Annotated in this window: 18 protein-coding genes; 9 read left to right on the forward strand and 9 right to left on the reverse strand. The window is 67.1% G+C overall.

The window, feature by feature from the left end; all coding sequences use genetic code 11:
- Window positions 1-68: 68 nt before the first annotated feature.
- The 4 genes from ABT170_RS08930 to ABT170_RS08945 form a co-directional block, all read right to left on the reverse strand.
- Window positions 69-1,271 carry a restriction endonuclease subunit S gene (locus tag ABT170_RS08930; RefSeq protein WP_351865318.1) on the reverse strand — a complete coding sequence of 401 codons (1,203 nt, stop codon included), beginning with the start codon at window positions 1,269-1,271 and terminating at the stop codon, window positions 69-71.
- Window positions 1,252-2,787 (reverse strand): type I restriction-modification system subunit M, encoded by a 1,536-nt coding sequence (locus tag ABT170_RS08935; protein ID WP_351865321.1) that lies wholly within the window; start codon window positions 2,785-2,787, stop codon window positions 1,252-1,254. The genes ABT170_RS08930 and ABT170_RS08935 overlap by 20 nt, the downstream gene beginning before the upstream one ends.
- A gap of 122 nt (window positions 2,788-2,909) precedes the next feature.
- The gene (locus ABT170_RS08940) at window positions 2,910-3,392 is read right to left on the reverse strand and encodes an NUDIX domain-containing protein (protein WP_351865324.1); all 483 of its coding nucleotides are present in this window, start codon (window positions 3,390-3,392) and stop codon (window positions 2,910-2,912) included.
- 10 nt (window positions 3,393-3,402) lie between these two features.
- Window positions 3,403-4,623 (reverse strand): helix-turn-helix domain-containing protein, encoded by a 1,221-nt coding sequence (locus tag ABT170_RS08945; protein WP_351865326.1) that lies wholly within the window; start codon window positions 4,621-4,623, stop codon window positions 3,403-3,405.
- 191 nt (window positions 4,624-4,814) lie between these two features.
- Here ABT170_RS08945 and ABT170_RS08950 point away from each other — a divergent pair, with 191 nt between their 5' ends.
- The 7 genes from ABT170_RS08950 to ABT170_RS08980 all read left to right on the forward strand — a co-directional run bounded on the left by ABT170_RS08950 (window position 4,815) and on the right by ABT170_RS08980 (window position 11,993).
- On the forward strand, window positions 4,815-5,708 hold the full coding sequence (locus tag ABT170_RS08950; RefSeq protein ID WP_351865329.1) for an aminoglycoside phosphotransferase family protein: 894 nt from the start codon (window positions 4,815-4,817) through the stop codon (window positions 5,706-5,708).
- Between the two features lie 80 nt (window positions 5,709-5,788).
- A complete protein-coding gene (locus tag ABT170_RS08955; RefSeq protein ID WP_351865331.1) occupies window positions 5,789-7,039 on the forward strand; it encodes a methionine adenosyltransferase in 1,251 nt (416 codons plus the stop codon).
- The gene (locus ABT170_RS08960) at window positions 7,039-7,971 is read left to right on the forward strand and encodes an aminoglycoside phosphotransferase family protein (RefSeq protein WP_351865334.1); all 933 of its coding nucleotides are present in this window, start codon (window positions 7,039-7,041) and stop codon (window positions 7,969-7,971) included. Before ABT170_RS08955 ends, ABT170_RS08960 begins: the two co-directional genes overlap by 1 nt.
- Entirely contained in the window at window positions 7,968-8,684 is a 717-nt protein-coding gene (locus ABT170_RS08965) for a histidine phosphatase family protein (RefSeq protein ID WP_351865337.1), read from the forward strand. Before ABT170_RS08960 ends, ABT170_RS08965 begins: the two co-directional genes overlap by 4 nt.
- Window positions 8,677-9,969, forward strand: coding sequence for a serine--tRNA ligase (serS, locus tag ABT170_RS08970; protein ID WP_351865339.1), 1,293 nt, complete (start codon window positions 8,677-8,679; stop codon window positions 9,967-9,969). The genes ABT170_RS08965 and serS overlap by 8 nt, the downstream gene beginning before the upstream one ends.
- Complete coding sequence (locus ABT170_RS08975) at window positions 9,970-10,989, forward strand: glycosyltransferase (protein ID WP_351865342.1); 1,020 nt, start codon at window positions 9,970-9,972, stop codon at window positions 10,987-10,989.
- 329 nt (window positions 10,990-11,318) lie between these two features.
- Complete coding sequence (locus ABT170_RS08980) at window positions 11,319-11,993, forward strand: hypothetical protein (RefSeq protein WP_351865345.1); 675 nt, start codon at window positions 11,319-11,321, stop codon at window positions 11,991-11,993.
- A gap of 46 nt (window positions 11,994-12,039) precedes the next feature.
- On the opposite strand, the gene ABT170_RS08985 is transcribed toward ABT170_RS08980, so the two are convergent.
- From ABT170_RS08985 to ABT170_RS09005, 5 genes are all read right to left on the reverse strand, one after another.
- On the reverse strand, window positions 12,040-13,749 hold the full coding sequence (locus ABT170_RS08985) for a relaxase/mobilization nuclease domain-containing protein (RefSeq protein ID WP_351865348.1): 1,710 nt from the start codon (window positions 13,747-13,749) through the stop codon (window positions 12,040-12,042).
- Window positions 13,746-14,306, reverse strand: coding sequence for a MobC family plasmid mobilization relaxosome protein (locus ABT170_RS08990; protein WP_266073187.1), 561 nt, complete (start codon window positions 14,304-14,306; stop codon window positions 13,746-13,748). The genes ABT170_RS08985 and ABT170_RS08990 overlap by 4 nt, the downstream gene beginning before the upstream one ends.
- A gap of 321 nt (window positions 14,307-14,627) precedes the next feature.
- On the reverse strand, window positions 14,628-15,482 hold the full coding sequence (locus tag ABT170_RS08995; protein ID WP_266073185.1) for a DUF2637 domain-containing protein: 855 nt from the start codon (window positions 15,480-15,482) through the stop codon (window positions 14,628-14,630).
- 421 nt (window positions 15,483-15,903) lie between these two features.
- Window positions 15,904-17,205, reverse strand: coding sequence for a DUF3631 domain-containing protein (locus tag ABT170_RS09000; RefSeq protein ID WP_351865352.1), 1,302 nt, complete (start codon window positions 17,203-17,205; stop codon window positions 15,904-15,906).
- 233 nt (window positions 17,206-17,438) lie between these two features.
- On the reverse strand, window positions 17,439-17,669 hold the full coding sequence (locus tag ABT170_RS09005) for a hypothetical protein (protein ID WP_351865355.1): 231 nt from the start codon (window positions 17,667-17,669) through the stop codon (window positions 17,439-17,441).
- Window positions 17,670-17,763: 94 nt separating this feature from the next.
- Between ABT170_RS09005 and ABT170_RS09010 the strand changes: the two genes are divergently transcribed.
- The gene (locus ABT170_RS09010) at window positions 17,764-18,465 is read left to right on the forward strand and encodes a helix-turn-helix domain-containing protein (RefSeq protein WP_351865358.1); all 702 of its coding nucleotides are present in this window, start codon (window positions 17,764-17,766) and stop codon (window positions 18,463-18,465) included.
- Window positions 18,462-20,105 carry a tyrosine-type recombinase/integrase gene (locus ABT170_RS09015; protein WP_351865361.1) on the forward strand — a complete coding sequence of 548 codons (1,644 nt, stop codon included), beginning with the start codon at window positions 18,462-18,464 and terminating at the stop codon, window positions 20,103-20,105. Before ABT170_RS09010 ends, ABT170_RS09015 begins: the two co-directional genes overlap by 4 nt.
- Window positions 20,106-20,139 lie beyond the last annotated feature (34 nt).

The raw sequence follows: 20,139 nt of genomic DNA on the forward strand, positions 1-20,139 counted from the left end.
ACCAGCACGAGGCAATCAGTTGCAACCAGCTGGCGCTGTTCGTTTCGGATGAGCCCCAAACATTTCGGCTACAAATCGCCCCGAAACGCACGGTGCTGAAGGGACGCAAAGAGGGCATCGAGCTCGACGAGATACCCTCGCTGCTGATCTGCGATCTTCTCTACAGACTCAATCCGCTTCCCGTACTGATGCTGAAGCGCCAGGGGTGGGATTCCGCAGGCGATGGAGAGTACCTTTGGCTGTGAGATGTTCTTCATCGATCCGCTGGTCCCAGAGGATCGCCTACTGATCTCCCGCCTAATCTCGGGCTGAAGAAACAGCTGCCTCACGAAGAGCGGATGCGTCGGTCGATCGGCATGCCAGACGAACCGCCACAGCTTATCCGGCAGCAGAAGATTATGGGGTGGGGATACCGCCAATGCCGTGGCCCCAATCAAAGCTTCCGTATTGGCGCGGCTGAAGATGAGGTCACCATCATTGACGATGTGCGAAAGCGGCGGGAGATAATCGCTAGGCACCGGCTTGCTTTCCGATGCGTCAAATCGCCCGGAAGTCACGGAACTCACCTTGAGGACGCGGTATCGCACATCCGGACCGTCGCTCTCGGCTGCAGCGAAACTCTTTCCGCTGGTGAACTTGGCCACAAGGTCAGCAACTTTCCCTGCAGGCCATTGCCGATCGTTCGACGCCACAGTGCCAAACATGTCGAGAAAGATGGACTGCGCGAGGTCGTCAAAAATAGAAATGGCCTTGCGGGACTTCACTCGCAGTGTGTCCACATGGTCCAAAATCCCCGCGATGCGACGCTGTTCCGGTAGGGGCAGCACTGGGACTTGCAAGTCAGCCAGATACCTCTCGGGGACTCGCCGCTGACCTGCACTTCCAGTCATTCGCCGCTCGCCATCAATACGAACGGACGGCTGACGTAGAAAATGGAGCAGAAATCGATCGTCGAGCTTACTTCGATCGGGTCGAATCACATGGAACTCGGTTGATCCGGAGCCGTGAGAATGCGAAAGATCCGCCTGGGCAATCTTCCCATTTTCGAAACAGGGCGTGATTTTAGCTACAAGCAAGTCCTGATTGGTGAATTGGGTGTACCCTTTCGCGACCTCATCGAAAATCCGCTCCTCGCCGGATGAAGTCGCTCCAGTGTCAGCGTTCAAATCGGCCATGCCAACGAAAGAGACAAGCGTATTCGGCTCAGGGCGGTTCACCAGGCGGGGGTTAATGTCTGCCATTTCGCTGAGCTTAACCATTGAGATCGTCACCCAGCATCCGCTTCAGCTCAAACATTCCCTGACCGATCTCTGCCTCGATTCGAGCAAGCTCGTCCATGATCTCTCCAGGCGATCGATGCTTGATCTCCTCGTGGACTACTTCCTTGTAGAGATTCAAATTAAGGTCGTAACCCTGCGCGGCAATGTCATCTTTCGGGATGCAGAAACTCTGCTCGGTCCGCGCCCGATCATGCTCACTGCCGTTGCGCCGAGCCCAACGCGCAAGTACGTCCGGCAGATTGTTCTTGGTGTGATCCGCTTGGTCCAGTGGACCGTCTACCGGCGCGGGGCCGAGCTTTTCTTCGTTTAGAAGGGGGTTACGTTTGTCGTCAAGGCTCCACCCATCCGCCGTGACCTCGTAGAACCAGACCTTATCCGTACCACCGCTGTTGGTCTTGGTGAAGAACAGAATCGCTGTTGATACCCCGGAGTACGGCCTGAATACGCCACTTGGTAGTTTCACTACGGCATCGAGTTTGTGCCCTTCAACAAGGAGTTTCCGAAGCTCTTTGTGGGCCTTGCTCGCGCCAGTCAGGACGCCATCCGGCACAATGACCGCCGCCCGGCCACCGGGCCTGAGTAGCCTCAAGAACAAGGCGAGGAACAGCAGTTCGGTTTTCTTGGTCTTGACGACCTTCTGCAGGTCGGCTGCAGTCGCCTCGTAGTCGAGGCTGCCCGCGAAGGGCGGGTTGGCGAGGATGAGCGAGTAGCGGTCGGCTTCAGCCGCCGCGCTCTGGGCGAGCGAGTCGCGATAGCGGATGTCAGGGTTCTCGATTGAGTGCAGCAGCATGTTCATGCTGCCGATGCGGAGCATCGTGCTGTCGAAGTCGAACCCGTGGAACATGCTCTCGTTGAAGTGCTGGCGCTGGGCCGGCTCGAAGAGCGCCTCGCGGTGGGTACGCTCCACGTACTCCGCAGATGCCACGAGAAAACCCGCCGTGCCGCACGCCGGGTCGCAGATCTCGTCGCCCGGCTGCGGGGCCATCATCTCCACCATCAGCTGGATGATGTGCCGGGGCGTGCGGAACTGGCCGTTCTGCCCTGCCGTGGCGATCTTGCCGAGCATGTACTCGTACAGGTCGCCCTTGGTGTCCTTGTCGCCCATGTCGATGCCGTTGATCAGGTCGGCAGCCTTGGACAGCAGGTTCGAGGTCGTGATGGTGAAGCGGGCATCCTTCATGTGGTGCGCATAGGTGGAGTCCTCGCCACCCAGCGTGCGCAGCCAGGGGAAGACTCCGTCACGCACCCGCACTAGCATGTTCTCGGGGGACTCGTTGATGAACACCGACCAGCGCAGGACCTGGGTGTCGTCCGCGTAGATCGGGTTCTCGACCGGACGGCCGGTGCGGTTGGCCTTGTTCTCCTTGGCCTGTTCCAGGATGTCCAGGCGCCGGATGAACATCAGGTAGGTGATCTGCTCGATGACCTCCAGTGGGTTGGAGATCCCGCCAGACCAGAAGGCGTCCCAGAGTCGGTCGATCTTGCTCTTCAGCTCACCTGTAATCACGCAAGCAGGCTAGCGTGTCCCACTGACACACGCGGTCGCGTCGGCCAAGGAACACCAGGCACCGATGGGCGAGCGGCGTGTCAGGCAGACCTGCCTGACGAGGCAGCCCGGACGCTCCCTCGCTACGCGGCCGCCTCCGGCGCCGCTCCACGCTCCAGGTAGGCAGTCGCCCCGTCGGCACGGGCCTCAATGCCCGCAATGATGCGGCGCACGAGGCGAGGGATCGTGAGATTCGGCAGCTCTCGGGCGTCGTGGAAGGCGTAACCGCGAAGCTCGTCGGCCTGAAGTTCGATGTGCTGGCACTCATCCGCGGTAAGGCGGCCTCCGTCGAAGAGGTAGAGCACCTTGTCGCCCTCCCCCGGGTTCGGCGCCCAGTCCACAACGAGTAGGCGGCCAATCGCAGGCTTGACGCCAAGTTCCTCCTGGACCTCGCGCACGCAGGCTTGCAAGGGCGACTCCCCCGTCTCGACGTACCCGCCGGGGATATCCCGATAGTCCTTGTACGAGGGCTCGACGAGCAGGACCCGGTCGGCGTAGTCGAAGAAGAGCGCGCCGGCGGCCATGCGCGGGTGGGCCATCTTCGCTTCGTGCTCGTTCTCGGTCACGGAACGGACTCTAACTGCCGACCACGCCGAGCCTGCGGGCCAGGTCGGCCACTGGCTGGGAGGGGCGGCCTCGGGTGCCGCGGATCCAGCCGATGACCAGTTCGCGGCTCAGGTAGTGGTGGCGCACCTGCTCGGGTGCGGCTCGCTCGGCGTCCAGCAGCGTGGCCAGGGCCTCGTCGGTCCGGTTCCAGGCGCTGAGGGCTCGGGCGACTTCCAGGCTGTGCCTCACGCGCCGTTCTACAGGCAAGCCGCTGGTGTCGATGCGCTGCCCGAGATCGGCCGCGATCTGGATGTCTCCGAGTTCTCCGGCGGTGGCGACGCAGTGGATGACCACGTTGGTCGGGCCGAAGGCCGTCCAGAGGTGGTTCGCGTCGGCACCCAGTCGTTGTGCGACCTCATCCGCTTCGCGGAGGAAGGACTGGGTGGTCGCACGGTCCTCCGCTCGGGCGGCCGCCATGGCGCCGGCGAGGAAGAGCGTGCCGTAGACCGAGAGGTACTCGTCGTTCGCGGTGCCCAGGCCGGGCTGCATGACGGCCGCCGCGTCGTTCACCAGCTGGATCGCCGCGGTGAAGCGGCCAGTGGCCATCAGGCAGTGCGTGACCGCCCGGAAGAGCGAGCCCGTCACCGTGCTCTGGCCGCTCTGTTGCGCTGCCGCCAGGCCACGGTCGGCGGCGATCCATGCCAGTTCCGACTCCCCGACCTTGCCCAGCACCATGGCCGCACCGTGATAGGCCAAGGCGAGTTCGGCATGGGCCTCCTCCCCGTCACGCCCTGAATACGAGCGGGAGGCTGCGAGGGCGTCGGCGAGGACGAGGGGAAGCCGTCGGGTCGCGAAGCCGTACTGAGACACCTGGTAGGCGTCGAGGACTTCCTTCACTGCGTCCCGCAAGCCCGCCAGGGGCGGCGGTTCGTCGTCGGGTGGGAGCCCCAGAAGGGGCGTGAGCTGCTTGTAGTCCATGAGCGCGTCACGCAGAGCAGGCACCGTACGGCGGCCGCTGTCACTCGACCACTCCAGGAGCGTCGGCTCGGCGAGGAGATCCCCGAGCGAGACGTCGAGAGCCTCGGCGAGTGAGGTGATCACCGAGAGGCGGTCGAGCTCGATCCGGTTGTTCTCCGCTTTGCTCAGCCAGTCCGTGGTGCGGCCGACGAGGCCGGCAAGGACCTCTTGGGAAAGTCCGCGTCGGCGCCGGTACCAGGCAACGCGTTCGCCGATGGTCAGGTTCTCTGTCATCCCTCGCATGTTCTGAGCATCACCTCGTGGCCGGAATCGACCCCGGAAGGTTTTTCCGGGGTGCTGCGGGGCGCCGCGCCTACTGTCGCAGCAGACCGAGAAGGCCGCAGGGCGATGGAGTTAACTCCCTTCATTCCAGCGGGCCTTGGCGATCGGTTCTGCTTCTCGAACGGGACGGAGGTGCGTGGAGGATGCGCAGCACGAAGATGGCGGAGCCGTGGGTCGGACGAGGGCTGGGGCCGTTCGGCGTGGCTGTCCTCAAGCCGTACTCCAGAACGCGGTTCGCCACGGACGGCAGTGCCGTGCTGAAGGTCTACGTCGGCATCGACCCCGAGGGCCGACGCCGACGGGAGGCCACCACGGTCCAGCGCGCTGCACTGCGCGGCATCTCGGTTCCGACCATCCTCGCGACGGGATGCGACGAGGCCGGGTCCTGGACAGTGTTCCGGGCGGTGCACGGGACGCCATGCTCGGTGGCTACCCGCAAGACGACGGAGGACTACATCGGTCACGTCGTGGCGGTGAGCGGCATGCTTCACCGGCCCACTGCTGGCGCTACTCCTGGCCCCGGCTGGGCGACACGGGCTGGCAGCTCTGTTTCCGCGAGCCAGTTCCTGCTGGATCAGTTCTCGGCCCGCTGCCGGCGGATGCCCTGGTGGGCTGCGTTGCGGGAGGCCCTCCCAATGATCGACGCCCACCCAACCGTGCACCTACATGGCGATCTCAAGCCCGAGCACCTCCTCGTCGACGGAGAACACCTGCACGTCGTCGACTGGGAGGCGAGCGCCTGTGGCCCGGCCGTTCTCGACTACACCGACGTCGTCTTCCATCTCGTACGGGATCTGCTGTACGAGGACGTAGCGCCGACGCGCATTCCAGTCGATCTCGCGGACCGCTTGCCGTTCTGCGGGCCGGTGCTCGCCTGGCGTCTGCTCCTCTGGCTCGATCGCCGCCGGACCCAGGACATCGACCTCGTCACGACCCACGACATCGTCCGACTCACCGCTGAAGAACAAGCCGTTTCCGCATACCAGTCACTCGCAGCGATCGTGGCGCATCTCCGCGCTGCCGGAGTGCCTCGCTGAGATCTCGACCGCACCGCTCGTCCAGGCGTGCTGACGCCTGCGCTCATCCCCTTCTTCCCACCCCTGAAAGGGAGTTCGTGATGCCTCGTACGAGCACGATCATCGGCAACAGCCACCTCGTCATCGACACCGCCATGGCCAGACCGGACGCGACGACCATCGTCGAGCGGAAGGGCCTCGGCCACCCGGACACCCTCGCCGATCACCTCGCCGAGCGACTGTCCCGCGCCTACAGCCACCACACCGTCGCGCGCTTCGGCGCCGTGCTGCACCACAACTTCGACAAGCTCGCTCTCCTCGGCGGCGCCAGCGAAGTCCGTTACGGAGCAGGCGCGATGACCGCCCCGGTGCGTGTCCTGGTCAACGGGCGTGCGGCGCCGATGTGCGGGGGCGAGACGATCCCGGTCGAGGAGATCGTCGAGGCCGAGGTGCGGGCGTTCTTCGCCGAGCGGCTTCCCGAGGTGTCGGACCACCTCGACATCGTCTTCAACATCACCAGCAACTCCAGCCCCGGGGCGGTCCTCACCGGCGACGGGACTCCCGACCGCACGCGCTGGTTCAATCCCCGCTCCGTCGACGACCTCCGTGAGCGCCGGGTGCGGCTCTCGAACGACACGTCGCTGGGGACTGGCTGGGCCCCCGAGAACGCCTTCGAGTCGTTCGTCCGCGACCTGGTGAACCACTTCTCCGGCGAGAGCGAGTTCCCCCTCTCCCACGCGTGGTGCGGCTCCGACGTCAAGCTCATGGGCTTCTGGGACGGCGACGAAGCCGACATCGTCCTGTGCGTCCCGCAGAAGTCGCGCCACGTCGCCAGCCGGGCCGAGTACATCCGCAACAAGGAGACCGTCCTCGCCGAGTGCCACCGGCTGGCCGGCCTCCGACTGCCAGGCGCCCAGGCGCGCTTCCGGCTCAACGCCCGCGACGTCCCGGAGAAGGACGAGCTGTACCTGACCTATACCGGGAGCTCGATCGAGTCGGGGGACGAGGGCGTCGTCGGGCGCGGCAACCGGGTCAACGGGCTGATCACGCCGCTGCGGCCGATGAACCTGGAGGGCGCCAACGGCAAGAACCCCGTCTACCACGTCGGCAAGCTCTACAACATCGCCGCGCAGCGCCTGGCCCACCGCCTGCACGAGACCACCGACGGGCACGCGGAAGTGCATCTGGTCAGCACCACCGGCCAGCGTCTGGACGAACCCTGGCGCATCCTCGTCCGCCTCTCCGCCCCGGACGCCGAGGTCGACAAGGTGCAGGCCCTCGTCGCGGAGGTACTGGGCGAGTTCCCCGCCCTGACGGACGAGCTCGTCTCGGACGGGATCGAACTGAGCTGATGACGAAGCGGACGCTCGGAGAGATCCCCGCAGGGTGCAGGCAACGGCTGCTCGCGCACTACGGGCCTGCGGTCAAGCCGTGGCTCGACGCAGTCCCGGGGCTACTGGCACGTGCGGCAGGGAGGTGGAAGCTGACGCTCGTGGCGTACCACGACGCCGGCCACGCCTCGGTGATCGTGACCGCGGCCCGTCCCGACGGGCGTCCGCTGCTCCTCAAAGCATGGGTTGATCCATCTCGTTTTCGCCACGAGGTTGAAGCGTTACGGCTCTGGGCCCTTGGCCCGACGGCGGAGGTCATGGATGCCGCGGACGATCTGGCCGTGGCCGCGCTCGAACTCATCGGAGGGCAACCCGGCGGCGCGGATCGGCCGCGGCGGGAGCTCCAAATGGTGGCGGCGGCCGTCCACGGGCTCCACACCTTGGGGCGTCACAGACTCCGGTCGGAGCAGCTTCCACTCCTCACCGACTACCTCGCCCACGAAGTGCGTCCGCAGATCGAGCGGCGGATGCGCGAACTCGACCTTGGTGGCTGGCGTTCCCTCGTCGAAGCAGGGTTCGTTGCCGTCGCCGATCTGGAGGAGGGCTCCCGCCGAGCGACGGTGCTGCACGCCGACCTGTACCGGGAGAACGTCTTGTTCGACTGGCGGGGACACCCCCGGCTGATCGATCCGCTCCCCATGGTGGGCGATCCCGCGTTCGACTGGGCGTTCTGGACCGTCTACTACGAGCTCGGACGCGGGACGACCGCACGGCTGGCCGTCGCCTCACGTACGTCTCGGATCCCCGTCCCCGTGCTCGCACCCTGGTGCCGACTCCTGGCGGTCCACGGCCTCCTCTTCTACGTGGAGTCCGGCGACCCACGCGCCACGTTCATGGCCACCGTGCTCAGCGATCTTCTGGCGACAGCGACAACCCCTCGGAGTGGATCGTGACGACGTACATCCTTCGCCATGGCCAGACCGACTACAGCAAGCGGTACCTCGTCAACGGCGACCCGACCAAGCAGATTCTTCTGACCGACGAGGGCCGACAGTCGCTCGGCCGTGCGTGGAACGTCCTCCCACTCCATTCCGTGGCCAGCTGTCTGACCAGCGAATTTCCACGGGCTCGGCAGACCGCCTCGCTACTCATGGGCGTCCCCTCGCCCGAGCTGGTTGTAGACGCCCGGCTGAACGAACTCGACTACGGGGAGTTCGAGGGCAAGCCCTTCCTCGACTACGCGGCCTGGCTCGACGAGCACGGTCCTCGTCAACGCCCACCGGGCGCCGCGGAGTCGCAGCATGAGGGCATACGCAGGCTGCTCACCGGCGTCCTCACCGCTCTGGAGCACCCAGCGCCCCGCGTCCTGGTCGGGCACGGCCTGCTGGTTTCCGTCCTCCACTGGCATGGAGATCGCGCGGCCGGCGAGGCCATGCCGCTGTTCTTCCCCGAGGCTCCCTACATCGAGCCGCTCGCCATCGGCGACGACGATCTTTCCCTCTTGGTCACGGAGCTCTTGGATGATCTTGAATCGGCCACTCTGCGCGAGATCACCGCCGATGGTGACGCGTCGATATTGCGGATCGGTGAGGGGTCGGCGGTTGCTACCGTCGATGCGGTATCCCCATCCCACTCGCCGGATAAGAAGGATCTTCCTCATGCATGATGCCCGCGCCCTGATTGAAATGGGTGCCGAAGCGGTACGTCGGCTCGCTCGTCGCGGTTACTCCCTGGATCTGTCCCGGCTGGAAGACCTCCAGTCCCGGCGCAACCAGAGCATCCGCTCGGCCGACGAGCTGCGGGCGGAGTCCAAGCGGGTGGCGAGCGAGGTCCAGCAGACGGCCAAGCAGGGTGGGGACATCTCCAAGCTGAAGGAGCGCGCCCGCGAGCTGAAGGACCAGATCCGCGACATCGAGGCCGCGCAGGAGAAGGTCCAGGAGGAGCTCACCGAGCTCCTGCTGACCATCCCGAATCTCCCCGACGACGAGGCCCCGGACGGCGACTCCGAGGAGTTCGCGGTCGAGATCCGGCGCGTCGGCAACCCGCCGGCGTTCTCGTTCGAGCCGAAGGACCATGTCGACCTGGGCGAGGCCACCGGCGTCCTCGACTTTGCCCGCGCCACGAAGCTGTCCGGCTCGCGCTTCGCGGTCTCCCGCGGCGCCGGCGCCGCCCTGGAGCGCGCGCTGGCCACGCTCTTCCTCGACATCCACACGCGCCGCCACGGCTACGTCGAGCACGGTGTCCCGTACCTGGTGACCCGCAAGACGATGACCGGCACCGGTCAGCTGCCCAAGTTCGAGGAGGACCTGTTCAAGACCGGCGCCGCCGATCGCGACCTGTTCCTCATCCCGACGGCCGAGGTCCCGCTGACCAATCTCTACTCCGACGAGATCATCCCGCCCGCCGAGCTGCCCCTAGCCCTCACGGCGCACACCCCGTGCTTCCGCTCCGAGGCGGGCTCATACGGGCGCGACACCCGCGGCCTGATCCGCCAGCACCAGTTCTCCAAGGTCGAGATGGTCAAGATCGTCGACCCGGAGACCGCGGACGCCGAGCTGGAGACGATGGTCGGCCACGCCGAGGCATGCCTGAAGGAGCTCGGCCTCGCCTACCGCGTGGTCAAGCTGGCAGCCGGCGACACCGGCTTCTCCGCCCAGCTCACGTACGACATCGAGGTCTGGATCCCGAGCCAGAACACCTACCGGGAGATCTCCTCGATCTCCAACTTCGGCACCTTCCAGGCCCGCCGCGCCAACATCCGCACCCGCGGCAAGGACGGCAAGCCCAAGCTCGTCGCCACCCTCAACGGCTCCGGCCTGCCCGTCGGCCGCACCCTGGCCGCGCTCCTCGAACAGTGCCAGCAGCAGGACGGCTCGCTCGTCCTCCCCGAATCTCTCTTCCCGTACCTCGGCTTCCGCCGGATCTCGGCGGACGGAACACCGGAGGCATAAGTGCTCGTCGGCGTCTGCGACTTCCCCGGTAGCTACGCCTTTCCACCCGCCGGTTACGGCGGAATCGAACGATGGCTGTGGGCGGTCGCCGTAGGCGCCCGAACCGCAGGCGCCGACGTACACCTCCTCGGGCCGGGCTGGCTCGCGGACCTGGAACACGACTGGGTCCGCAAGCCGGTCCGCCTGGAGGACCTCACTCCCGGATCACTCGCCGAGCGCGAGCTCCGCAGCGCCGGATACGACCTCCTGGTCGTCGGGCACGAATACCCGTCGCTGCCGGCCTGGACGCGTACCTGGAACAAGCTGGACTGCGACATGGCCACGTTCCAGCATTCGCCCGTCTTCCAGCACGCGGACACGGCCTTCGACGGCAAGCGGTCACGGCTCTACTGCTACTCGCCCGAGATGATCGAGCGGTACGCAGCCCACCGACCGATCCCCGAACTCGCTGTCCACCTCGGCCTGAACGAGGAAGAGCCGCCCGCCGTCGCCGGTAGCGACCTCGTATGGCTCGGCCGAATAGACGAGGAGAAGGCGCCGCACATCGCTGTCCGAGCCGCCCAGATCCTCGGCCGCCGGATACAGATCGTCGGCCCTGTCTTCGACGAGGCGTACGTGCGCCGCCACGAACACCTCTTCAGCGCGGACCACGTGAAGTGGGTCGGTGAACTCGGCGGCCCCGCCAAGACGGCTGCTATCCGCGACGCCTCCGTCTTCGTCTACACCTACGCCCGTGCATACGTGGAGGCCGGCGCCGCGGTCTTCGGCGAGTCTCTCCGCGCCGGCACCCCCATGGCCGCGCTCACCTGGCGTGAGGGCACATGCGCCCAAGCCGCTCTGTGCGATCAGACCGGCGTGGTGGCGGTGGCCGACCCTGTCGTGGACGACGAGACGGCAGCGGAACTCCTCGCGCGGGCGATCGAGAAAGCTGGGGACCTGAAGTACGCGGAGGTCCAGGAGATCGGGATGGACCGCTTCGATCCGGCCCGCCACTTCAGGGCGATGGCGAGTCGGCCGTGATGTCGAGTCATCCCAGAGAACGCCCGTTCGTGCCATCACCTCCTTCAGGCGTCCTCATACCTGAGGTCCTTCAGCGCATCCTCGGGGCCCACTGGGAGTTCACCGTCTCCGACAGACAGGTCAAGATCGAGCACGCACACAGAGGCTCCCCATACCGTCCGCCTCGTCAGGCGCCGTCGTGGGAGGAACTACTGGCGGGGCTCACGACGGGTTTCGCGGCGCTAGGCGTCCCGCAGGACACCTGCCTGCCGCTTCAGTGGGGCCGCGAGACCGAGCTGACGATCTCGGCAGTCCAAGCCCTCGATCCCTACCTCAAGGACGGGCGTCCGGTGACCTACCGCAGCGGCTTCCTGCCTCAGCCTGTTGTCCGCTTCACCGGGCAGCGCGACGCATCGGGTGATCTTCGGCCAGGGTTCCTGACCTCGTTCGTCAACGTCTCCCGTGTCCAGCCGATCCAGCACGTGGACGAGTACGGAGGAATCTTGGACGGCTGGTTCAGCGTGCTGTCACGACTCGGTTTCCACGCGCGCCACATCAGCGTCCACGGCACACTGACCACTTGGAAGCGCCGCCAAGTCGAGGGCATCACACTTCGCTTCAAGCACTTGGACCTGCCTGTCGGTGACATCGTCCTCCTGTGGAACGCCGACAACCCTGCCCGTCTGGCCGTGGACCTCGGTACCGGTCTTGAGCGACTGGCCTGGGCACGGACTCGGTTGGGGTGGAGGGATCTCATATTCGGCAGGTTCGCATCCCTGGCCCCACCACCGACCCTGGATGCCGTCCGCACCGCCACTCTCCTCCTCGCGCACGGCATCCGTCCCGCCTCGCGAGGAGCAGGCGGAATCACTCGCCGAGTGATCGCAACGGTCGATCCTGGTGCGGCGAGGTTGGGCGTCAGTTCCCTGGTTCGCGCGTCGTACCGCTACTGGCGGCTGTTCGGCGAGCTGAAGGCACCTTGGCCAGCCGTGGCCGTGGCGATGGAGGAGGAGCTGGGTGCCTGAAGGGCTGGCTGTTCGTGTCGCCGTCGGTCAGACCGACCGACTGGGACTATCGGCGCCGTCCGAACTGTCGTTCGGCGGGTGCCGTGGGTACCGCTGCAGGTTGTGGATTGAGGTGAGCCGACACCGAAGACGTCATGGTCGAGCGTCGGCGAGCAGCCTCTGCCCGGCGGTTGGGCACAGGGTTTCGGCTGGTGTGCTGGATGCGAGTGATCAGGACGCGGGCGGGCTGACGGGCGGTGTGTAGTTCGCGTTGGGCGGCTGCTTCCTTGAGGAGCTGGTGGGGTGTGTGGCCGCCGGCTTCGGCATCGGCGAGAACGGTGGCGAGGGCCGGCCAGGCAGGGTCAGTGAGGATGCGGTCGGCGTAGTCGGGGATGGCTGCGCGGACATCGCGGACGAGGGAGCGACGGGCCTGGTCGTTCGGATGGCGAGTGGCGAGGCTTTCGATGACGGGCGTGAGGGCTCGGTCGGCGCCGGTCTGGAGGTGGTGGAGAGTCTGGCGGACGGCCTCGGCTTGGTGAGCGTGGTTCTTCGCTTCATGCCAGCGGGCGGCGACGACGGTGGCCCAGACGAGGGCGCCGAGCAGGGTCGCCAGGGCGCTGCCGTCGGGGCCGGTGGCGGTGTGTGCGATGTCGCGGGCCGCCGTGCGCAGGGTGTGGGCGACCTGGTTCTCGGCTCGGATCTGGGAGCGCTGAGCACGGACGAACGCCCGTGAAGCGGCTCGCAGTTCGGCGTGGAAGTGGGCGGGGGCATTCTGGGCGGTGGCTTCGATGAGTTCGCCGAGCGCGGTGATGTGGGCCTGAGCGTGGGAGTCGTCGGCCATGCCGGCATGGAGGGTGTCGAGGGCGTCAGTGGCCTGGTGCCAGGGGGTAGTGCGGCGCTCTCGGCGGGCGGTGGGGTGTTCCTCTGGCGCGGTGGTTCCCAAGCGGGCCTTGAGCCTGGGGAGGGTGAGGTCGGGAGCGATCTTGCCGCCAGGGTGGAAGATCTGTTCGCCGTCTTTGTTGAGGTCGCCGGGGCGGCCGACGGCGTAGCCGAGGAGGTCTCCGGACGGTCCGCGGTGCGGCTTGACCGCGATGCCGTCGGCTTCGAGGTAGGCGAGGAGTTCATCAGCGCTGCCGGCGTGGGGGATGGCGGCGCGGATGCGGTCCTGGAGCCAGTGGCGGCTGGTCTGCTCCCAGCCGAGGCGTTCGGCCTTGTGCATCTCGGCCTGGGTGGGGCGGCGTCCGGCGGTGCGGTCGCCCTTCTTCAGTTGGCGTAGGCCGTAGTCCTTTTCGACCTGGCGGCAGGCGTCGCCTACGCGGATGCCGCTGTCGTGGAGTTTGGGACGGCGGCCATCTTCGCGGACGGTGGTTGCGAGGATGTGGATGTGGTCGTCCGCGTGACGTACTGCGGTCCACCGGCAGGCCAGGTCGTCTCCGGGTGGGGCGATGCCTGCGGCTTCGACGATCCGCTGTGCGATGTCGGCCCACTCCGTGTCGGAGAGGCGCCGGTCCTCGGGGGCTGCTCGGACGGGGCAGTGCCAGACGTGGTCGGTGACCTTCTTTCCGAACTCGCTGTTGCGGAGCCGTACGGGCTCGTCGAGGTGGCGGGCGAGCTGGGTGAGGGTGGCGTCGGGGTTCCGGCCGGGATCGGGCATGCCGAGCATGGCGAAGCCAGCGACGATGTGCGGATCGAGATGTTCATCGTGCCGACCGGGGCCGTAGAGATAGGCGAGCAGGCCACGGGTGTTGGACCCGGTCGGCTTGATGGCGGCTATCACGCGGCTTGGTCCTTCCTGGGGTCGGCGGGTTCGCGCAGGGCCTCGGCGATCAGCTCCAGCAGGCGGTGCAGCTCGTCGAGGCGGTGACGTACGTCGGGTGGGGTGAGGTCGCTGTTGAGGGCGCGGGCGATCTGGTTGACGTTGACGCCGATCCGGTTGAGCTCGCGCAGCGCCTGGGCGCGGAACATGTGGGTGCGGCGGCGGTCCTCGGACAGCGGTAGGTTCGCCGTGAACCGACCGGAGACGAACGCGAGGACGATGTCGGCAGCGAAGCCGGATTCCCCCTTGTAGCCGTGCTCGGCGGCGGCCTCCTGGAGCACGTTGTGCTCGTCGCCAGTGAACCGCAGTGGGCCGACACGGACGGTCCGCTTGATGCCGGTGAAACGACGGATCGCCGGTTGGACGCTCTGCGCTTCTCGCTCGCCTGTTGGCGGCTCGGTGGTGGGTGTGGGGTGGAGGATCTGCTGCTGGACGGTATGGAGCTCGTTTTGGTCGGGGCCGTCCTCGGCTCGGACCTCCCGGTCCGGCGCCCCCTGGCGCTGGGCTGTCTCCGCCACCCCTGGGGCGGAAACCCCCGAAGACCGGACTTGAGTCGGACTCGGGGTACTACTGGCTCCGCCAGGGGCCGTCCGCCCGAACGCCCGCCGCAGACGTGGCAGCAGCGTAGGGGACTGCGGCGCCGCAGGTGGCTCAGAGTGGGTGTCGTCAGGCAGGTGCTGGTTGTGTGTCAAGGAAGATGCTCCATGTACGACTGGGCGTGCGGGGCGGCGATGTTTGCGCGGCGCGGCCGTCGCGTTGTCCACAGGTGTGGAAATCTGCGGCGGGTTGGCCGATGCTCGGGTGACCGGAAGGGTTCCGGTCACCCGAGCAGGCCGGGGTCAGCGCCTGGAGACCTCGATGCCGGCTGCTTCGAGTTCCGGCCGAAGTAGTTCCATCACCTCGGTCTGCCGCTCACTGCCGATCGTCAGGTCTCGGTCCTTCACTGCCGCTCGAAGCAGGCCGCGCGTGAGTTTGCCGTGCTGATGACCTGTCGTCCGTCCGATGTCCGCCAGCTCCGCGATGGTCGCTTTCGGCGGACGGCCACCGCTCGACTTGCTCTCCGGCACCTGGGCCGCAGGTTCCGTCCGCTCATCACCGGAGGCTGGCGAACCATCGGGAGCGGCGTCTGGCCGGTGGCTGTGGCCGATGTCGCCGACCGATCGTTTCTGTGCCTGTACGGAACCCCTGTCCGAGGAGTCGCCGGGCGATGCGACGAGCTGGTGGATCTGTCGCATCAGGACGCCGAAGGCGACCATCGCGGCGGCCGGAGGAACGGCTGCGACCACGTAGTCGAGGAGCGGGACGCTGCGCGCGTTGTCCGTTCCGCTGACCCCGGCGACGTTCAACGCGATGGACCCGACTGATCCGGCAGCGGTGACGGCGATTGCCCAGGGGTCGGTTATGCGGCGCAGCGCTGCGCGCAGCATGAGCAGTTCGCCCGCGACGATGAACGCGTCCAGGGTGGCAGGCCAGGCCCAGCGGCGGATGGGGGTCGCTCCGAGCCCGTGTTGGCCGGCGACGTCGGCGAGGTGCGCGTAGGAGAGCCAGAACGCTCCGGCTGTCAGGGCGACGATGACGAGGCCGGCCGCGCCGAGCACGAGTTGCTCGGCGTCAGCCCGCTTCTTCGGCTGCCTCTCGCTGCGGGCGTCGGCTCGTGGCTGTGGTGCTTGCGTGGTGAGGTGCGGGGCGGTCAAGCGGAAGCTCCTGGGGGTGGTGGTGCGGGGCGTCTTTGCCGTCTCGGCCGTTGCACGTGCAGGTCAGCGCGGGACGGCAGCGCTCCGGACGTGCCGTCCTGGCGGGCAGCGCCAGCGTCTTGTCCCGATTCGGGACAGGGAGGCGGCGGCTTCGGTTCGGGCTCCGCCTTGGGACGGCTTGTCCCCTGCCGGGACGGCTGCGTTATGGCAGCCGTCCCGGCAAGCAGGACTGTGACCTGCGGCGATACGGCGAGGACGCCTGGGACGGAGCAAGACGGATCAGGACGCCATCCCTCTGCTGGCTGCACGTGCTCAGGCGCGTTCGTTGCCGTCTTGCCCTCGACTGCCGTCTTGCTGGTGTGTGCCCTGACCTGCACGATCACGGCAGGGACGGCAAGTACGGCAACCAGGGAGGTGGGGATCAGTCTTCGCCGCGACGGGCGTTGACCGGGTGGACGGTCGGGCAGTAGCGCCGCCAGGCGTCCAGGAACTTGTTGCGCGTGTAGCCCTTGCGCTGCGTCCGGTCGGCCATGCGTACATTGCCGGGCCGGATGTCGTAGTCGCGCAGCATCCCGCTGAGTTCCCGGGAGGTCAGGCCGTAGCGTCCACGCTCTCCCCACGGGGCTTCGGCGTCCGCGTTCAGGTGGTGCAGGAGGTCTTCGGTGGAGAGGCTGTCCGCCTCCCGCTGCGCGAAGAAGACCCGTCGGATGTCAGCGAGGATCCGCGCCCCGCTCGGGTGGTCCTCCTCGGCCGCCACCTCGGCGGCGACCATTCGTGCGCACGCGATCCGCGCGAGCCGGGGCCAGCGACCGCCGGCCAGGTCGGCGACGATCACCAGGGGCTCCCAGGTGTCGGCGGCTCGATCCTCGACCGGCATCTCCGGCTCCAGGCTCGCAGCGTCCTCCAGCAGCGGGAGGGCCCAGGCACGGATGCGGTCGCGTAGTTCGTGCAGAGCGGGGATGTCGCGTCGCGAGCGGAAGGGTTTAACCTTCTCGCCCTCGGCCCTGCGGCGCATGCGGATGACGACCGATCGATCCATGACGGTGTCCGGAAGGTCACCGATGCCCGCGATGGCCGCCATCGCGAAGGTGGCGAACTTGTGCGGGGTGTGGTCGTTGCCGACGACCCGGGTGACGTACCGGCCGCGCTGGTGGCCAGCGTTGAGGAGGCCGCGTGTCTCCTCGTTCTTCTCCGCGACCTTGGGGCCGAAGATGGTGTCGGCCTCGTCCACCAGCAGCGTCGGCGGCTCCTCTTCGTTGATCGAGCGGAAGATGGCCGCTGGTGTGGTGTTGATGGTGAGCATCGGCTCGTGGACCGTCTCGGTCAGCACATCCAGGAGCCGCGACTTCCCGCACCGCTTCGCAGGACCCACCACTGCCAGCCGTGGGGCGTGCTGCCACGCGGGCTGGAGCTGCGTCGCCGCCACCCACAGGGTGATCGCCTCCAGCGCCTCGGAAGAGGGTGGGATCACGAACTGAGCTATCTGGGAACGCAGTTCATCTAGTAGCTCCGAGCCCGGCGTCGGCTCCGCGTCGGGGATGGTCTCCAGGCCCCTCGCCGGGTCCGCCTCGCTGCTGCCGTCGGCCGGACCGTCGCACGCGTCCGCTGTGGCACCGTCGGCCTGGGCGGGGCGCAGGTGGGCGCCGGGCTGGCCGGGGATGGCTGTGGCGGGCCAGGCCGCTCGGGCGGAGGCGGAATAGGAGTCGGGGTTCTCGGGTTGCACTGGGCGGCTCCTCGTCTGGCGGTGTCGGGCTTGCACGCCCCTGCCGCCGGGTCGGATCTCACGGGATTGCTGGGGAGTCTCGGGGCCTCCGGCGTTGCACCGCCGGAGGCTCTCCCCTTGCTCGCGGGGGTTTCGGTACCGCGAGCGACCACGGACAGTACGTCCACGCCATGCCACAGTCCAGCGTTTCTGTGTCAGCTCAGCGCAGAATGGCCTATGGCGCATCAGGCGCCTCACGCGGCCAGCCCCAGCAAGACCAACAGGTCTGCGGTCACCACCCGGTAGGCGTTCCCGAGCCTGAGCACCTTGCACGGGTACTGGCCGCGCTTGGCCAGCTCGTAGCCCTTGCTCCGGCCGAGCCCCAACGCCCGGTTACCTGTCTCCAGGTCAACGGCCGCCGGAAGCCCCAGAAGCTCCTCACGACTCATCCCCTTCGCCCATCCGGCGTCTTCGTTCTCGCGCATGCGCACTCCATCCATGACTGAGCCCACGGCGAACGCGGCCTCTGCGTCCGTCTCCAGGTCTTGGAATCAACGCTAAGCGAGCTAATGTGTCTCCATGACACAACACCGTAGCCATCCTAGAGAGAACAAGGCCGATGACGGGGACGACGTCCCGGAGTGGGTGGACCAGGTCATGGCCACCGTGGCCGCCGAGGTCCGCAGACGACGGAAGGAACTGGGTTGGAGCGCACAGGACTTGGCCGACACGTGCGAGGAGATCGGTCATCCGATCCCTCGCAACGTCATCGCCAACATGGAGTCCGGGCGCCGCTCCAACCTGCCCTTGGTCGACGTCATGGTGCTGGCCGAGGCGCTGAACACCCCGCCCATCTGCCTGCTCTATCCCGTTGGCTACGTCGAGGACGTACAACGCCTTCCTCTCCAACACCCGACCACGTCGCTGGACGCGCTGCGCTGGTTCACCGGGGAGGAGACCGACCTCGGCGCGGACGACGACATGCTCCGCTACTTCCGCGCCCACCACGCCGCGCAGGAGCAGATGCGCCGGGCACAGCAAGACGAGGAGCACGCCCGCTACCAGGCCAAGACCGCCCACAACGCGGATCGAAAGGCCAAGGCCCTGCGAGCCCAGGCGCAGGCCGCCGTAGCCGCCGAGAAGGCCAAGACACGCCTGTACCGGGTCCGCGCCTTTATCGAGGAAGAGGGCGTCACACCCCCACACCTGTGGCCCGACGTCATCAGCGCCATCGAATCGACCGGCACCAACCCCGACACCACCGAGGAGAATGATCTTTGAAGGGCTCCACCTACCGCCGCTGCTCCTGCCGCGACCCAAAGACCGGCAAGGAATTCGGCACCTCCTGCCCCAAGCGCAACAGCAGGAACCACTGCACCTATTCCGTACGCCAGGAGCTCTCACCCCGCGAGGAAGGCAGCCGACGCTCCTTCGCCCGTGGCGGGTATGGCAGCCTCAAGGCAGCCCAAGCCGCCCTCGACCACGTACGCGCCCTGCTCGGGCTCGCCGACTCGGACGATCCGGAGGGCACCGAACTCATCGCCGAGATGCTGGCCGAGGTCAGCCGCGAGCGCTCGCCCCTGCCCGAGGTAGAGGAGACGCGGCGGCGTCTCAACTCCGGCCAAGACCTCATCGGCAGCCTGACCGTCGCCGAATGGCTCGACCGCTGGCTGACCGGCAAGCGCATACGCAAGTCCGGCCTCAATCGCTACGAGACAGACATCCGCGTCCACCTGAAGCCGCGCATCGGCAACCGGCGTCTGGACCGGCTACGCGTCAACCATCTGAGCGAGATGTTCACGGACATCCGCGACGCCAACGCTCAGATCCTGGAGGACAACGCCCAGCGGCGAGCCGCGATCGACGAGTTGGCGACCGTGCCGTGGAAGGGCACCGAGAACCGAGCCCGACGCAAGGCGATGAAGGCCGCAATCGACGAGATGCCGCCCTTCCGCCGCATCACCGGCCCCTCCACTCGTCAGCACGTCAAGGCAACCCTCCGCGCGGCGCTGAACGACGCGATCGGCCAGCAGATCATCACGTTCAACCCCGCCGCCCACGTGGAGATCGACCCCGTGCGCAAGCCGAAGGCGCTCGTGTGGACGGACGAGCGGGTCGCCAAGTGGGAGCAGACGGGCGAGAAGCCGTCGCCTGTGATGGTCTGGACGCCCCAACAGACCGGCTCCTTCCTCGACTTCGTAGCCGAGGACCGGTTGTACGCGATGTGGCACCTGATCGCCTTCCGCGGCCTACGCCGAGGCGAGGCATGCGGGCAGCCCTGGTCGGAGACGAACCTCGACACACACTCCCTCACTGTCTCCTCCCAACTCGTGCAGGACGGCTGGGAGATCGAGGCGTCCGACCCCAAGACGGACAGCGGCTATCGCGTGGTCGCACTCGACGACGACACCGTCGACGTCCTGAAGGGCCACCGCGAGCGGCAGGACAAGGCCCGCGAGAAGTGGGGCACGGCCTGGGTCGACACCGGCCACGTCTTCACCCAGGAAGACGGCTCCTGGCTCCATCCCGGCAAGGTGACCGACCTCTTCGAGCGCCTCGTCGCCGCCTCCGGTCTCCCGCCGATCCGGCTACACGACCTTCGCCACGGCGCGGCCACCCTCATGCTCGCCGCCGACATCGACATCAAGATCGTGTCGGACACTCTCGGGCACAGCGACACCCGCATCACGCGGGACATCTACCAGAGCGTCCTGCCCCAGGTCGGCAGGAGCGCCGCCGAGGCGACCGCGAAGCTCGTCCCTCTCCAGCGCAAGGCCGTGGCCGAGAAAGCGGCACGCAAGGCCGCGAAGAAGGAGAAGGCCAAGAACGCCGGCAAGGCAAAGTGCGGCAAGCCGAAGGACAAGGCGAAAGCCCAGGCCAAGGCGGGCAAGAAGGCCAAGCGCCGGAAGCCCAAGAAGTAGGTCCCTGAGCCGCTCCGCTCACGCATCGCTCACG

It is taken from the genome of Streptomyces sp. NPDC001787 (assembly GCF_040297465.1).
Classification (GTDB): Bacteria; Actinomycetota; Actinomycetes; order Streptomycetales; family Streptomycetaceae; genus Streptomyces.